9 protein-coding genes are annotated in these 15,110 nt (G+C 72.1%); 4 read left to right on the forward strand and 5 right to left on the reverse strand.

Annotated features, from left to right (window positions below):
• The first annotated feature begins 119 nt into the window (after positions 1 to 119).
• Complete coding sequence (gene speA, locus CyaNS01_RS13250; protein WP_186697516.1) at positions 120 to 2,081, forward strand: biosynthetic arginine decarboxylase; 1,962 nt, start codon at positions 120 to 122, stop codon at positions 2,079 to 2,081.
• A 5-nt stretch (positions 2,082 to 2,086) separates the two neighbouring features.
• On the opposite strand, the gene CyaNS01_RS13255 is transcribed toward speA, so the two are convergent.
• A complete protein-coding gene (locus CyaNS01_RS13255; protein WP_225875690.1) occupies positions 2,087 to 2,422 on the reverse strand; it encodes a DUF3307 domain-containing protein in 336 nt (111 codons plus the stop codon).
• Between the two features lie 86 nt (positions 2,423 to 2,508).
• On the opposite strand from CyaNS01_RS13255, the gene CyaNS01_RS13260 reads away from it, so the two are divergent.
• Entirely contained in the window at positions 2,509 to 4,032 is a 1,524-nt protein-coding gene (locus tag CyaNS01_RS13260; RefSeq protein WP_186697518.1) for a mechanosensitive ion channel family protein, read from the forward strand.
• Here the strand turns inward: CyaNS01_RS13260 and CyaNS01_RS13265 are convergent.
• The 4 genes from CyaNS01_RS13265 to CyaNS01_RS13280 form a co-directional block, all read right to left on the reverse strand.
• The gene (locus CyaNS01_RS13265; RefSeq protein WP_186697520.1) at positions 4,001 to 4,696 is read right to left on the reverse strand and encodes an SIMPL domain-containing protein; all 696 of its coding nucleotides are present in this window, start codon (positions 4,694 to 4,696) and stop codon (positions 4,001 to 4,003) included. The genes CyaNS01_RS13260 and CyaNS01_RS13265 overlap by 32 nt on opposite strands.
• 69 nt (positions 4,697 to 4,765) lie before the next feature.
• Positions 4,766 to 5,956, reverse strand: a complete 1,191-nt coding sequence (locus tag CyaNS01_RS13270) for a hypothetical protein (protein ID WP_186697522.1) — start codon at positions 5,954 to 5,956, stop codon at positions 4,766 to 4,768.
• A gap of 44 nt (positions 5,957 to 6,000) precedes the next feature.
• Positions 6,001 to 8,724, reverse strand: coding sequence for an alanine--tRNA ligase (alaS, locus tag CyaNS01_RS13275; RefSeq protein ID WP_225875691.1), 2,724 nt, complete (start codon positions 8,722 to 8,724; stop codon positions 6,001 to 6,003).
• The gene (locus CyaNS01_RS13280; protein WP_186697524.1) at positions 8,725 to 11,427 is read right to left on the reverse strand and encodes a cyclic nucleotide-binding domain-containing protein; all 2,703 of its coding nucleotides are present in this window, start codon (positions 11,425 to 11,427) and stop codon (positions 8,725 to 8,727) included. It lies immediately after the preceding gene.
• A gap of 98 nt (positions 11,428 to 11,525) precedes the next feature.
• Here CyaNS01_RS13280 and CyaNS01_RS13285 point away from each other — a divergent pair, with 98 nt between their 5' ends.
• Entirely contained in the window at positions 11,526 to 11,960 is a 435-nt protein-coding gene (locus CyaNS01_RS13285; protein ID WP_186697526.1) for a hypothetical protein, read from the forward strand.
• Between the two features lie 37 nt (positions 11,961 to 11,997).
• Entirely contained in the window at positions 11,998 to 15,102 is a 3,105-nt protein-coding gene (locus tag CyaNS01_RS13290; RefSeq protein WP_186697528.1) for a DEAD/DEAH box helicase, read from the forward strand.
• The last annotated feature ends 8 nt before the right edge of the window (positions 15,103 to 15,110 follow it).

The raw sequence follows: 15,110 nt of genomic DNA on the forward strand, positions 1-15,110 counted from the left end.
CGAAGGGGGTGGCGCCATCGTCCGTGGCAAGCAGCCCGCTTGGCAAGCGGTGGCCCGGCCTCAGCGGCTCTGCTGCGCCCTGCCTACATTCCTTAACGCCACACGCACGGTGCCGGGCCATGGTGCTCACCGCTCCTCCCAGCACCTGGAGCGCCGAGGACGGCGCCAGCCTCTACGGCCTGGATCGCTGGGGCGACCCCTACTTCTCCGTCAACGCCCGCGGCCACGTGATCGTGCAGCCCCGCGGCGACAGGGGCGGCTCCCTGGATCTGGTGGAGCTGGTGCGGGAGCTGCAGGGCCGCGATCTGTCGCTGCCGCTGCTGATCCGCTTCGACGACATCCTCGAAGACCGGCTGGAGCGGCTCCACGCCGCCTTCGAGCGGGCCATCGCCCAGTACGGCTATGCCGGTCGCTACCAGGGGGTGTTCCCGGTGAAGTGCAACCAGCAGCGCCACGTGGTGGAGCAGCTGGTGGAGAGCGGCCGGCGCTGGCATTTCGGCCTGGAGGCCGGCAGCAAGGCCGAGCTGCTGATCGCCCTCTCCCTGGTGGACGACCCCCAGGCCCTGCTGATCTGCAACGGCTACAAGGATCAGCGCTACATCGAGACGGCGATCCTGGCGCGGCGGCTGGGGCGGCAGCCGGTGGTGGTGATCGAGCAGGCCGATGAGGTGGAGCGCATCATCCGAGCCAGCCGTGAGCTGGGCGCCGCGCCGCTGATCGGCATCCGGGCCAAGCTCTCCAGCCGCAGCACCGGCCGCTGGGGCAGCTCCGTGGGGGAGCGGGCCAAGTTCGGCCTCTCGGTGCCCGATCTGCTCAGCACGGTGGAGGCCCTGCGCCAGGCCGATCTGCTCGGTGAGCTGCGCCTGCTGCACTTCCACATCGGCAGTCAGATCAACGACATCGCCGTGCTCAAGGACGCCCTGCAGGAGGCGGGTCAGATCTACGTGGAGCTCACCCGGCTGGGAGCGCCGATGGGCCTGCTGGATGTGGGCGGCGGCCTGGGGATCGACTACGACGGCAGCCGCACGGCCACCGCCGCCTCCAAGAACTATTCGCTGCAGAACTACGCCAATGACGTGGTGGCCACGGTGCGGGAGTGCTGCGCCCCCCATGGAGTGGCCGTGCCCACCCTGGTGAGCGAGAGCGGCCGGGCCATCGCCAGCCACTTCTCGGTGCTGGTGTTCGACGTGCTCGGCACCGGCCACCCCCCCGGCGGTGTGCCCCCTGAGGAAGCCGACGAGCCGCTCACGGTGCACAACCTGCGCGAAACGCTGGCCACGATCGAGGCCAGCGCCGCGCCTGGGGCCGGCACCAGGCCTGAGCTGAGCTGCGAGCTGCTGCAGGAGGCCTGGAACGATGCGCTCAAGTTCAAGGACGATGCCCTGGCCGCCTTCCGGCTGGGCTATCTGGGCCTGCCCCAGCGAGCCCGGGCCGAGCAGCTCACCTGGGCCTGCGCCGAGGCGATCGCCGCCCGGCTCACCGCGCTGCCGGAGGGCACCGAGATCCCCGAGCAGCTGGGCGCCCTGCAGGCCGCCCTGGCCAGCACCTACTACGCCAACCTCTCGGTGTTCCGCTCGGCGCCGGACACCTGGGCCATCGACCAGCTGTTCCCGGTGCTGCCGATCCAGCGCCTCGACGAGCGCCCCACGGGCCTGGGCAGCTTCGCCGACCTCACCTGCGATTCCGACGGCAAGCTGGCCCGCTTCATCGACCGGGGCCAGGTGAAGTCGCTGCTGGAACTGCACCCGCCCCGCGCCGGGGAGCCCTACTGGGTGGGCCTGTTCCTGGCCGGGGCCTACCAGGAGGTGATGGGCAACCTGCACAACCTGTTCGGCAGCACCAATGCGGTGCACATCCGCCTCGGCACATCAGGGCACTACGTGGTGGATCACGTGGTGCGGGGTGACACCAATGCCGAGGTGCTCGAGGTGATGGAGCACGACCCGCGCCAACTGCTGGAGCGGCTGCGGCTGGCCAGCGAGGAGGCGATCAATGGCGGCCAGCTGAAGATCAGCGACGCGCGCCGGCTGATGGCCCACCTGGAGCACAGCCTGGGGCAGACCACCTACCTGCAGTCCTGAGGGCTTCAGCGCAGCAGCAGCACGGCCACCCAGAGCAGCTTGCAGCCCAGGTGCAGCATCTGGTCGATGCCGATGCTGTAGAGGCGACGGCACTTGCCCAGGTCGATGCCGGCGTGGAGGATCCACTCGGCGAGGCCCAGCAGGGGCACACCGGTGATCACCGCCACCAGGAAGCCATGGATGCCGGCGTGGGCCACCAGCCACCAGCCCCAGGGCAGCACCCCCCTGACACCGGGGCACTTCTCCAGGGCCATGCGGTCGCTCTGCAGGGCGAAGTCGCCGAGGAAATGGCCCATGGCCAGCAGCAGAAACAGATCCAGGCCTGCCTGGAGATCGGCCACAGGAAACGGAACAGCGATCGGAATGGAGGCCAGCGGGGAGGCTGTTGCAGCGTGGTTCCACTCTGACCCAGGCTGGGTACGGCGGTATGAGCGCGTTGTTGCCGATGGCGATCCCCGGGCTGGTGCTCACCCCGCTGCTGGTGCTCGGGCTGCTGGGGCTGCACGCCTGGCTGAGGCGACGCACCCGGCTGCCGGATCTCCCCCTGCTGCTGCCCCTGGGCGCGGCCCTGGTGCACGGCGCCGTTGCCACCATCCCGGCCGGCCTGGTGGGGGCCACGGCCAGCCGCTGGCTCGCCAGCCTTGACCAGCTGCTGCTGGGCTATGCCCTGATCCGGCTGGCCACCTGGGCCGGCGTGCAGGTGCCCGGCAGCCTGGGCTGGTGGCCCCAGCCGCCGAAGATCCTGCGCGACCTGGCCATGCTGGTGCTGGCCGCCGCCTACACCGCCCTGGTGCTGCGCGAGCGGGCGGGGGTGAATCTGGTGGGGCTGTTCACCACCTCGGCGGTGCTGACCGCCGTGGTGGGCCTGGCCGCCCAGGAAACGCTCAAGGACATGGTCGCCGGCATCAGCCTGCAACTCGATGCCCCCTTCAGTGAGGGCGACTGGATCGAGGTGAATGGAGAGGCGGGCGTGGTCAAGAGCGTCACCCTGATGAACACCTACCTGCAGCCCGCCGACGGCAGCCTGCTGGTGATCCCCAACGACACCGTGGCCCAGGCGATGGCGCGCTGTTTCGCGCCGCGGGCGCCGGTGGGCAACCGCTTCAGCATCGGTCTCGACTACGCCCTGCCGCCGGGCCAGGCCTGCGCCCTGCTGGAGGCGGCGATGGCCGACTGCCCCGGGGTGCTGACGGAGCCGCCGCCGCGGGCCTGGGTGGGGAGCTACGCCGACAGCGCCATCACCTATGAGCTGATGGTGTGGCACCAGGGTGCCGGTGAGCTGCAACGGCTGGAGGTGCGCAGCGCCGTGCTGCAGCACATCTGGTACGCCCTCAGCCGCGCCGGCCACAGCATTCCCTACCCGGTGCGGGAGCTCAGGCCCAAAGACCCGGCCCCGGCGGCAGATGATCCCGCCCTGATCGATGTGGCCGCCCGGGCCAGGCTGCTGGGCCGCAACGGGCTGTTCCAGGAGCTGGGGGCTGAGCAGCTGGCGCGCCTGGCGCCGCTCACCCGCTGCCTGCGCTTCGGGCCGGGGGAACTGGTGATGCGCGAGGGGGATCCGAGCACCGCCCTGTTCCAGGTGGTGCAGGGCGGCGTGGACGTGCTCAAGACCAACCCCCAGGGGGGTCAGACCCGCCTGGCCAGGCTGGAGGTGGGCGACGTGTTCGGAGAGATGGGGCTCTGCACCGGCGCCCGCCGCAGCGCCAGCGTGCGCGCCACGGCGGACACCGTGCTGCTGGAGGTGGAACGCGACGACCTGCTGCCCCTGGTGGAGGCCGAACCGCAGTTCCTCGAGCAGCTGGCCCATCTGGTCAACCGCCGCCGCTGCGAACAGGAGCAGGTGTCGGCGGAGCAGGAGGCGGAGCGGGAGCTGAACCTGCTGCAGCGGATGCAGCAGCTGTTCGGCGCCATGGGGCCCGTCAGCGGGCGCAGAACCACACCTGCAGGCTGAGGCGGTCGATCGGGGGCGGCAGTTCGGCGGGGTCGAAGGCGGCAGGGGCGGCATCCGCCATCGCCCGCAGCGGCACCGGGCGCTGAGCGCCCTCCACCTGCACCTGGATCGGCCGCAACGCCTCCAGGCCCATCACCGCCGTGAGGTCACGGGCCTGCTGCTGGGCGTCCTGGTAAGCGGCCCGCAACAACTGCTGGCGGGCGGCCCGGTCCTGTTCGGGGTTGGCCTCGGTGCTCACCGGCGACAACCGCACCCCCGGCAGGCCCCCCACCCGGCGCACCAGGGGCTGCAGCTGCGGCAGGGCAAGGCTGCCGCTCACCTGCAGGCTGGCCACCCAGGCGGCGGGATCCCTGCCGCGGCGACCCCGCTCCCAGGTGTTGGGGGAGCTGACCTCCAGCTCATCCGCGGCCAGGGTGCTGAGCTCCTGCCGCAGGGTCACCAGCCGAGCTTCGAGGGCCGCCAGGGCTTCGTCACTGCTGGCCGCCTCGGCCTCCAGGGCCAGGGAGAAGCGGAAGCGACTGGCTTCACGCCGGAGCTCCGCTGAGCCGCGGGCCTCCAGCAGGGTGCCGCTGCACTGGAGCTGCACCTGGGCCTGGGCGAGGGCAGCGGTGGGCTGCACAACCTGGACCAGGGCCGGCAACAGCAGGGCGGAGAGCCAACGCATGGCAAGCGGGGACGACTGCTGACCAGCATGGTCTGCGTCCGGCAGAGCCGATCCAGCCGGCCCGGCCGCTCAGAAGATGCCGCGAAGCAGATTGAAGGCTCCCCGGTGAAACAGCGGTGGCTTGCGGGGACCCACCCGAGCCCCTTCAGCCGGCGACAGGGTGGGGATGTCCTCCAGCAGGGGCTGGATCAGCACGGCCTGCCGTTCCAGGCGCAGGCGCCAGGCGGGCACCACCCCAGGCGCCTGCCGCTGCACCGGCTCCCCCAGGGCGCTGAACTGCAGCACGGCCGTCTGCAGCTGGGCGGTGGCCTGGGGACTCAGGCTGCAGGCGGTGCGCTGGGGTGCCAGCAGCTGACCCTCGTCCGCCATGAAGCCGCTCGCCAAAGCGGCTGGAGCCAGGGCCCCCAGCAGCGAGCCATCCCCCAGCTCTCCTGCATTGGAGGTCCAGATCACCAGGTCCCCCTCCTGTTGCCCGGGGCCGGCCACCATGGCCTGGTAGCCGAGCACCCCGGTCTGGGGCGCCCAGCTGAGCTGCCAGCGCCCTGCCACCAGGGCGGCCTGCATGGCGATGGGCTGCAGGAAGTCGTCGCCAGGATCGAGCGCGAAGGCAATCTCCGGGATGGCCTCGCCACGCACCGTGTGGGAACCCACCAGGGAGGCCGGGGCGGGGAGGGGCGGCGAGGAGAGGCTGTTGGGCCAGCGGCCCACCACCGCTCCGGGGGCCCAGTCGGGGTTGGCGGACTCCATCAGGCGGCCGAGGCGGGTCATCGCCATGGCCATGGCCCGCTGGTCTGGCAGCAGCTGGGCCAGCTCGATCACCTCCACCGGTGGGGTGGGCCCGTCCTCCGTGCAGCCCCGGTACAGCAGCAGCCGCCCCTGGGCCTGGGAAGCATCCCAGTCGTCGGCGCTCGACTGAGTTGCCCTGGAGTCCGTAGCGGCCGGAGGCAGCAGGGGCAGGGCCTCACCCAGGCCGAGGCCGGCGGGAATCCGGTGTTCCGCGCTGCGTTGCGACGGCAACGGCCCGGCGCTGCGCAGGGTGAACTCCAGGCTGCGCATGGAGGCGGGCGCCTCGGCCCGCATCAGCTCCAGCACCGCGGCCGCCGAGAGGCCGCCCCCGGCGGCCGCGGCACCGAGGCCCGAGACGGTGCGGGCCTGGATCTCGTAGCTCACCGGGGTGGCCGTGGCCGCCGCTGTGGCCAGGGGCCCCAGCAGAGCGGCCGTGGCCAGAGAGCCCCACAGACCGCAGAAGTGCCGGGCCATGTCACCGTTCGGGGGGCCCTGCACCCTAGGCAGCCCCTGGCTGCTCAGCTGAGCGCCTTGCGCAGCTGCACCAGGGCCTCGGCCAGCGCCCCATCGAGGGCGGCCCCATCACGGCCGCCGGCCTGGGCCAGGTTGGGGCGGCCGCCACCGCCGCCGCCACAGGCCTTCGCCACCGCGCCGATGAAGGCTCCCGCCTTGGGGCCGGCGGCGACCACGGCAGGACCGAAGGCGGCCACCAGCACCACCTTGCTGAGGTCCGCCGGATCGGGCAGGCCACCGAGCACCACGGCGGCGCCATCGCCGAGCCGGGCGGCCAGGTCCTGGGCTGCCCCCTGCAGGCCAGCGCCATCGACACCGTCGAGGCGCGTCACCAGCAGCCGGCAGCCAGGCTGATCCCCCTCGGCGCCCACGCGTTCGGCCTGCTGAACCAGGGCTGAGGCCTTGGCCACGGCCAGCTCGGCGCGGGCAGCCGCCAGGGCCTTGCCGGCGCCTTTGAGCTCCTCCTGCAGGGCCGCCACCCGCTCCACGATCTCGCCCGGCTGGGCCTTGAGGCGTTCCCCCAGCTGGCGCACCACCGCATCGCGCTGCTTGAGGTAGGCCAGCGCCGCCGGACCGGCCACCGCCTCGATGCGGCGGATGCCGGCGGCCACGCCGCTCTCAGCCACGATCGTGAACAGGCCGATCTCCGTGGTGTTGGCCACGTGGGTGCCGCCGCACAGCTCCATCGACACACCGGGCACATCCACCACCCGCACCACGTCGCCGTACTTCTCGCCGAACATCGCCACGGCGCCGGCGGCGCGGGCCGCCTCGATCGCCATCTCCCGCACCTCCAGGCGGTGGGCGTCGCGGATCCAGCCGTTGATCAGCGCCTCCACCTGCTCCAGCTCCTCGGCCCGCAGGGCCCGGGCGCAGTGGAAGTCGAAGCGCAGCCGCTCGAAGTCCACCAGGGAGCCGGCCTGGCTGATGGCCGGATCCACCACCTGCTTCAGCGCCGCCTGCAGCAGGTGGGTGGCGCTGTGGTGGGCCTGAACCCGCCGGCGGAAGGCCGGGTCCACCCGGGCCGTCACCAGATCCCCCACCGCCAGGCTGCCCCGCTCGACGCGGCCGTCGTGCACGAACACGCTGCGGTTGCGGCTCACCGAGGCGATGCTCACGATCACGCCGGCATCGGCGGCGGTCTGATCGCCACCGCCCAGCAGCAGGCCGCGGTCGCCCACCTGGCCGCCCCCCTCGCCGTAGAAGGGCGTGCCATCCAGCACGATCTGCACCCCATCCCCCGCCATGGCCCGCTCGGCCGGGGCGCCGTTCACCACCAGGGCCAGCACGCAGCTGGGGTGCTCCAGGGCCTCATAGCCCTTGAAGGCCGTGGGCTGCAGCGACGCCGCCAGCTGCTCGATGGCGCCCTGCAGGGTGAGATCGAGGCTCACCGCCGCGGCCTTGGCGCGCTGGCGCTGGGCCTCCATGGCCGCCTCGAAGCCCGGCAGATCCACCGTGAGCCCGTGCTCCTGGGCGATCTCCTCGGTGAGCTCCAGGGGGAAGCCGTAGGTGTCGTAGAGCTCGAAGGCCTGCTCGCCGCTGATCTGGCGGGGCCGGGCCGCCAGCACCTCGGCCAGCAGCTTCTCGCCCCGCTCGAGGGTGCCCAGGAAGCGGGCCTCCTCCCGCTCCAGCTCGCCGAGGATCAGCTCGCGGCGCTCCCGGAGCTGGGGGTAGGCCTGGCCCATCAGGGCGATCGACGCCTCGCCCATGGCCGCCAGGAAGGGCCGGTCGATGCCCAGCAAGCGGCCGTGGCGCACCACCCGCCGCAGCAGCCGGCGCAGGATGTAGCCGCGGCCCAGGTTGCTGGCGCTCACCCCATCGCCGATCAGCTGGGTGATGGCGCGGCTGTGGTCGGCGATCACCTTGAGGCTGGTCTTGCCCTTTTCGTCGAGGCTGGGGTAGGCCACGCCCGCCAGGCCCGCCGCCGTTTCGATCAGCGGATAGATCAGATCGGTTTCGTAGTTGTTGGCCGCGCCCTGCAGGATCTGGGCCATGCGCTCCAGGCCCAGGCCGGTGTCGATGTTGCGGCTCGCCAGCGGCGTGAGGTTGCCGCCTGCGTCGCGGTTCGACTCCATGAACACCAGGTTGTAGAACTCGATGAAACGGCTGTCGTCCTCCAGATCGAGGCCCTCGTCGCCCCGTTCGGGCTGGAAGTCGTAGTAGATCTCCGAGCAGGGGCCGCAGGGGCCGGTGGGGCCGGAGGCCCAGAAGTTGTCGGCCTCATCCATGCGGATGATGCGCCTGGGGTTCACGCCCACGACGTCGCGCCAGATCGCCGCCGCTTCGTCGTCGTCGCGGAACACGCTCACCACCAGGTTCTGAGCTGAGAGGCCGAACACCTCGGTGCTCAGCTCCCAGGCCCAGCGGATCGCCTGCTCCTTGAAGTAGTCGCCGAAGGAGAAGTTGCCCAGCATCTCGAAGAAGGTGTGGTGCCGCGCCGTGCGGCCCACGTTCTCGATGTCGTTGGTGCGGATGCACTTCTGGCTGCTGGTGGCCCTTGGCGCCGGCCGCGGCGCCTGGCCCAGGAACACCGGCTTGAACGGGAGCATGCCGGCGATGGTGAGCAGCACCGTGGGGTCGTCGGGAATCAGCGAGGCGCTGGCCAGGCGCCGGTGGCCGCGCTGCTCGTAGAAGTCGAGAAAGGCCGCGCGGATCTCGGCGCCGCTGCGGGGGCGGGCGGCCCCGGATCGGGGGGCTGGAGGGGTGGCGGCGGCCATGGCTGAGGTCATCTACCCACTGGGGGCATGATCGCTCAACAGCTCGATGCGACGAGTCTGCTGGCGCAGCAGGCTGCGGGCAAAGCCGGAGGACTGGTGCAGCAGCTGCTCGAAGGCGGCGGCATCGAACACGAGGGCGCGCACGGGCTGGAGGGCCGTGACGGCCGACCCCCGCGGGCGGCCACTGAGCAGGGCCATCTCGCCGAGGGTCTCCCCCGCCGCCACCCGCGCCTGCCAGTCCTCGCCGCTGACGCGGGCGCTGCCCTCCAGCAGGATCGCCATCCAGGTGGCCTCCTCGCCCGGCTGCAGGATCGCCGCGCCGGCCTGCCAGGCGCGCAGCTGGCCCCAGGCCGCCACGTTGAACAGGGCCGAAGGCGACAGCTCCGCGAACAGGGGCACCTGCACCAGCAAGTGGAGCAGCTCGGCTTCGGCCGGCGGTGTGCCGGCCTGGAGGGTCTCGAGGTGGGCCGAACTGGGCAGGCCGCCGCGGGGCGTGCGCCGCAGCCGCGCGGCGCGGGCGGGGTCGCGCTGGTCGAGCAGCCAGAGCGACCAGAAGGCGTTCTCGGGATCGGGGTCGCTCCAGAGGTCCTCCAGCACGGCCAGCGGATCCGGCAGCGGCTCCAGCGCCAGGGGGGGCTGGAGTTCTGGAGTGGATTCGGGCTGCGGCTCGGCGTGGGGCAGCAGGGTGAGGTCGCGGCGATGCACCTCGCCCACCACCCCGGGCGACAACAGAGCCTGCAGGGCGGCGAACTGGCGCAGCAGGGGATCGTCAGCCTGGAACTCGGCCAGCAGCGGCAGCAGCGGCAGCAGGCGGCCGACGATGCGCAGATCGATCACCGGCAACAACGGCCTCAGCAGGCCGTCGTTCGCGGCTCCGGCCTCCAAGGCGCTGCGTCGGGCCAGCTCGCCGGGCAGCTCCTCGAGGCCGGCGCTGAGCTGGCGCTGGGCGAAGGTCGAGCGCGGCCCGAAGCGCAGCAGCAGGGCCTGCCAGGCGCCATCGTCGAGACCGGAATCCTGGCGGATCATCTCCAGCCGCAGGCTCTGGGCGGCATCGAGGGCGCCGGGGCGCAGATCATGCTGGCCGGCGACCTGCAGCAGATCGTGGACAGCCTCGGCAGCGGCCTCCTCGCGCAGGTTGAGGCTGGCCCGCTGGCGGGCGTCGAGCTGCAGCAGCTGCGGGTCCTCCAGGGAGAGTTCGCGCAGGGCGGCGTGGTGATCGGCCTCCTCCAGACCCAGGGCCAGGCGCAACTCCTCGAGCTGCACGGCGCTGGTGGCCCGCTCCAGGCGGCCGCTGCGCACCAGATCGGCCAGCACGTCGCGGTAGAGCGTCTGGTTGGTGGCGGCGAGCTGGGCGGGCAGCGCCTTGGCCAGGGTGAACACCTCGCCGGGGGTGAGCTCATCGAGGGTGCGCCCATCGAGATGGGCCTCCAGATCGGGAAAGCGTTTCCTGAGCTGGGTGCGCAGGCTGGCGCTGGTGTTCTCCCGGCGGTAGGTGTCGGCGTCGCGGGGCCAGCCGCGGAAAAGCCAGATGGCGCTGGCGATCAGCACCAGGGAGCGGATCAGCTGGCCCACCTTGCCCTGCGCCAGCCCGAGGCTGGGATCGGCGAACCAGAAGAACAGGTTCACGGCCAGGAAGGTGGCCAGCAGGCGGGTGCGGGAGCGGGCCATGGCCCGGGCGCGCTCGGGGCTGTGGTCGGCGCTCAGCCCCTGGCGCAGGCCGCTCTCCAGCCAGCTGAACAGAGCCACGCTGCCGGCCCCGGCGGCGCTCAGCAGGGCCGGGATCGCCAGCAGCCGCGGCACCCCCCAGCCGGCCTCGGCCCGGGGCCAGAGGTCGAGGGCGCGGGCGGGCAGATCGGCATCGAAGGCCCAGAGGCCACTGCGCAGCATCTCGACCGTCTCCGGCCCCTGCTGGCGGGCGAGCAGAAAGAAGGCCAGCACCAGCCCCGGGTAGGAAAGCCAGGCCCAGCGCAGGCCCCGCTTGCCCTCCAGGCCGGCCCAGTAGCTGCGTTCGGCGTCGATGTCGAGGCAGGGCGACTGGCAGGCCACGCAGGCGGAGCGCTCATGGCCGTCCTCAGCCACGGTGCGGCACATCGACTGGGTGAGGCGGCTGGAATCGAGGTGGGCGGCACCGGCCAGGGGCCCGCGGGGACCGGTGACCACCTGCTGCACCGCTCCCATCGGGCAGACGTACTGGCACCAGGCCTTGCCGGCGTAGGCCCAGCCCACGGCGACCGCCGCCGCCACGGTGAGGGCCAGCAGCAGACCCAGGCCCAGGGGGCTGCTGTTGACCGCCAGCAGGCGCAGGCACAGGCCCGCGATCAGCAGGCTCCACTGCAGGCTCAGGTGGTGGCGTCCCAGCCAGGAGTCGCCCTCCACCTTGGCCAGCTGGGGCTTGCCGTTGCGGCCCGGCACGCGGCGCTGGCGGTCCAGGGCCCGGAACAGCTGCGAGGCGAAGGCCAGCGGGCAGATGCGGCGCCAGAGCTCATGGCTGCCGGCCGCCAGGATCAGCAGACCGCTGGGCACCACCATGCCCCAGAACAGCTGGTTGCCGCCGTGGCCATGGCAGGCCAGGCCCTCAGGGCAGGGCGGCCGCCGCAGGGCCCAGTCGCTCAGGGCCGGACTCAGCAGCGAGGCGATCAGGGCCAGCCAGCCCAGCAGCAGCAGCCAGCGCACCAGGTGGGCCTGCCGTTCCGGCCAGCGCGAAAACAGCCACATGGGGAGCGGATGGGCAGGCCGCAGGCTAGGGGCGGCAGGCCCGGCCAGCCGGGGAGCATGATCGGTTCGCAGAGGCCCTGCCCCACCGGGGCGCCGCCGTGAGTCAGGCCGCCAGCCCGCCATCCCGCCGCCAGTTGCGCCTGCGCTCCGTCACCTGGGCGCTGGGGGCAGGCGCCGCTGCCCTGCTGCTGGGGCTGCCGCTGGGACTGGAGGCGGCCCTGCGGGCCGGAGGCTGCGGCTTCTTCTACGGCCTGCTGGCCTTCCACCTGCAGCGGGTCGACCCCGATGACGCTCACCTGCAGGCGGGGCTGGTGGGGGCGGTGTGCGGCATCCACAGCCTCGGCCTGGCGGCCCTGACTCCATGGCCGCCGGGCCTGCCGCTGCCGGCCGCACTGGTGGCGGTTGCGCCAACTGTGATGATGGGGCTCATCCGAGCCTGGCTGCCGCTGGTCGGCGCCGCCCTGCTGCTGCACGGATCGCGCCTGCTGGCGCAACGCGTCCAGTCGGCCGAGGGGCCGACCCCCACGCCCTGACCTGCCGGGTCGAGAGACCGGTTCTGAACACCCTGGGATGAGCCTGCTGCACGCCACCTGGCTGTTTCCCCCCGAAGGACCCGGGGGCCGGCTGTTCCTGTGGGCCGACACCTGGAAAGTGGCCTCCCCGCTGCAGCCCGCCGCCGAGGCCCCCGAGCATCCCCTGGCCCTCAACGCCGACGAACTGGCCGACTGGCTCGACGACAACGGCTACTGGGCCGAGGCCCTCAGACCCGCCCGCGCCACCCTCACCCTGCCCAGCCGCACCCAGGCGGCCCGGGGCCGCCGCGGCAGCCATGGCCAGAGCTGGTCTGGGCTGCCCCTGCAGGCCGGCGAGCCGATCCCCCGCGAGCTGCAGTGGTGGCCCTGGCAGGTGGAGGGCTGGGCCCTGCATCCGGCCAGCGCCGCCGACTGGCTCAGCCAGCTGCCCCTGGCGGGCAAGCACCCGGAAATGGCCGATGAACTGCGCTGGTGGAGCCATCTGCAGCGCTGGGCCCTGAGCCTGATCGCCCGCGGCCGCTGGCTGCCCCAGATCGAGGAGGGCAACGGCCGCTGGCTGCCCCTGCTCAACCAGGAGGGCGACCGCCATCGCCTCGAACAGCTGGCCATGGGGATTCCCCAGGTGGCCACCTGCGCCCTGGCGGCCGGGCCCGAGGGCGATCCCTGCCTGGCCTGCCGCAGGCCCGGCAGTGGCCGGCTGCGGGTGGCCAGCCTGGTGGAGGCCCTGCTCGATGGCCAGCTGCGGGAGACCTTCAGGCCAGCCCCTGAAGGCCTCGATCCACTGCTGCAGGCCTGGCAGAAGGCCCTGGCCAAGGGCGATGGCCGTCTTCACCTCGACGAGGAGGACGAGGAGCGCCTCGTGATCGCCACCCACCACTGGCGCGAGGCCGTGGCCGGCAAGGTGGCCCCGGCCCGGGCCTGCCTCGAGCTGTTCACCCCAGCCGAGGGGGATGAGCTCTGGGAGCTGAGTTTCAGCCTCCAGGCTGAGGCCGATCCCAGCCTGCGGGTGCCGGCGGCTGTGGCCTGGGCGGCGGGCACCCGCGGCCTGCAGCTGGGCGAGGTGGCCGTGCCCCAGCCAGGTGAGCTGCTGCTGGAGGGCCTCGGCCGCGCCCTCACGGTGTTCCAGCCCCTCGAACGGGGCCTGGACTCGGCCACCCCCACCACGATGCAGCTCACCCCGGCCGAGGCCTTCGTGCTGGTGCGCACCGGTGCCGCCCAGCTGCGGGATGTGGGGGTGGGCGTGGTGCTGCCCGCCAGCCTCTCCGGCGGCCTGGCCAGCCGCCTGGGCCTGTCCATCACAGCCGAGCTCTCCAAGAGCTCCCGAGGCTTCACCCTCGGCGAAACGCTCGACTGGAGCTGGGACTTCATGATCGGCGGGGTCACCCTCACCCTGCGCGATCTGGAGCGGCTCGCCGCCAAGCGCAGCCCCCTGGTGCAGCACAAGGGGGTCTGGATCGAGCTGCGTCCCAACGACCAGCGCAACGCCGGTCGCTTCTGCACCGCCGACCCCGAACTCAGCCTCGACGACGCCCTGCGGCTCACCGCCACCGACGGCGACACCTTCCACCGCCTGCCGGTCCATGCCTTCACGGCCGGCCCGCGGCTGCAGGCGGTGCTGGAGCAGTACCACCAGCAGAAGGCCCCCGATCCACTGCCGGCCCCACCAGGCTTCGCGGGCCAGCTGCGGCCCTACCAGGAGCGCGGCCTGGGCTGGCTGGCCTTCCTGCACCGCTTCGACCAGGGCGCCTGCCTCGCCGATGACATGGGCCTGGGCAAGACGATCCAGCTGCTCGCCTTCCTGCAGCACCTCAAGGCCGAGGAGGAGCTGAAGCGGCCGGTGCTGCTGGTGGCCCCCACCTCGGTGCTCACCAACTGGAAGCGCGAGGCCCATGGGTTCACCCCCGATCTGGCGGTGCGCGAGCACTACGGCCCGCGGCGGCCCAGCAGCGAGGCGGCCCTGAAGAAGGCCCTCAAGGGCGTGGATCTGATGCTCACCAGTTATGGGCTGGTGCAGCGCGACAGCGAGCTGCTGGAGAGCATCGACTGGCAGGGGGTGGTGATCGACGAGGCCCAGGCGATCAAGAACCCCGGCGCCAAGCAGTCGATGGCGGCCCGCGACCTGGGCCGGGCCGGCCGCAGCAGCCGCTTCCGGATCGCCCTCACCGGCACCCCGGTGGAAAACCGGGTGAGCGAGCTGTGGGCCCTGATGGACTTCCTCAATCCGAAGGTGCTTGGCGATGAGGCCTTCTTCCACCAGCGCTACCGGCTGCCGATCGAGCGCTATGGCGACATGGCCTCGCTGCGCGATCTCAAGGCCAGGGTGGGGCCCTTCATCCTGCGGCGCCTGAAGACCGACCGCTCGATCATCTCCGACCTGCCGGACAAGGTGGAGCTGCACGAATGGGTGGGGCTAAGCCCCGAGCAGAAAAAGCTCTACACCCGCACCGTGGACGAGAGCATGGATGCCATCGCCCGGGCACCTCTGGGCCAGAAGCACGGCCAGGTGCTGGCCCTGCTCACCCGGCTCAAGCAGGTGTGCAACCATCCCGCCCTGGCCCTGCGCCAGCAGCCCAGCAGCGACGACCCCCAGTTCTTCGAGGGGTTCTCCGCCCGCAGCGCCAAGCTGCAACGCCTGGAGGAAATCCTCGAGGAGGTGATCGAAGCCGGAGACCGGGCCCTGCTGTTCACCCAGTTCTCCGAATGGGGCCTGCTGCTGAAGGCTCACCTGGAGCGCAGCTGGCGCCAGGAGGTGCCCTTCCTCTACGGCAGCACCAGCAAGGCGGAACGCCAGGCCATGGTGGATCGATTCCAGGACGATCCCCGCGGCCCGCAGCTTTTCCTGCTGTCGCTGAAGGCCGGTGGTGTGGGCCTCAACCTCACCCGGGCCAGCCACGTGTTCCACATCGATCGCTGGTGGAATCCGGCCGTGGAGAACCAGGCCACCGACCGCGCCTACCGCATCGGTCAGCAGAACCGGGTGATGGTGCACAAGTTCATCACCAGCGGCTCGGTGGAGGAGAAGATCGACAGGATGATCACCGAAAAGGCCCGACTCGCCGAAGACATCGTGGGCTCCGGCGAAGAGTGGCTGGGGGGCCTGGACGTAGGCCAGCTGCGTGACCTGGTGGCCCTGGAGGAATGATCCTCCCC

The sequence above is a fragment of the Cyanobium sp. NS01 genome (assembly GCF_014280235.1).
In the GTDB taxonomy this organism is placed as follows: domain Bacteria; phylum Cyanobacteriota; class Cyanobacteriia; order PCC-6307; family Cyanobiaceae; genus NIES-981.

Bases quoted from the DNA above. Each gene is read 5' to 3' on its own strand.
- speA (WP_186697516.1), top strand. From the start codon at position 120: ATGGTGCTCACCGCTCCTCCCAGCACCTGGAGCGCCGAGGACGGCGCC.
- CyaNS01_RS13290 (WP_186697528.1), top strand. From the start codon at position 11,998: ATGAGCCTGCTGCACGCCACCTGGCTGTTTCCCCCCGAAGGACCCGGG.
- CyaNS01_RS13260 (WP_186697518.1), top strand. From the start codon at position 2,509: ATGAGCGCGTTGTTGCCGATGGCGATCCCCGGGCTGGTGCTCACCCCG.
- CyaNS01_RS13280 (WP_186697524.1), bottom strand. From the start codon at position 11,427: ATGTGGCTGTTTTCGCGCTGGCCGGAACGGCAGGCCCACCTGGTGCGC.
- CyaNS01_RS13270 (WP_186697522.1), bottom strand. From the start codon at position 5,956: ATGGCCCGGCACTTCTGCGGTCTGTGGGGCTCTCTGGCCACGGCCGCT.
- CyaNS01_RS13265 (WP_186697520.1), bottom strand. From the start codon at position 4,696: ATGCGTTGGCTCTCCGCCCTGCTGTTGCCGGCCCTGGTCCAGGTTGTG.
- alaS (WP_225875691.1), bottom strand. From the start codon at position 8,724: ATGACCTCAGCCATGGCCGCCGCCACCCCTCCAGCCCCCCGATCCGGG.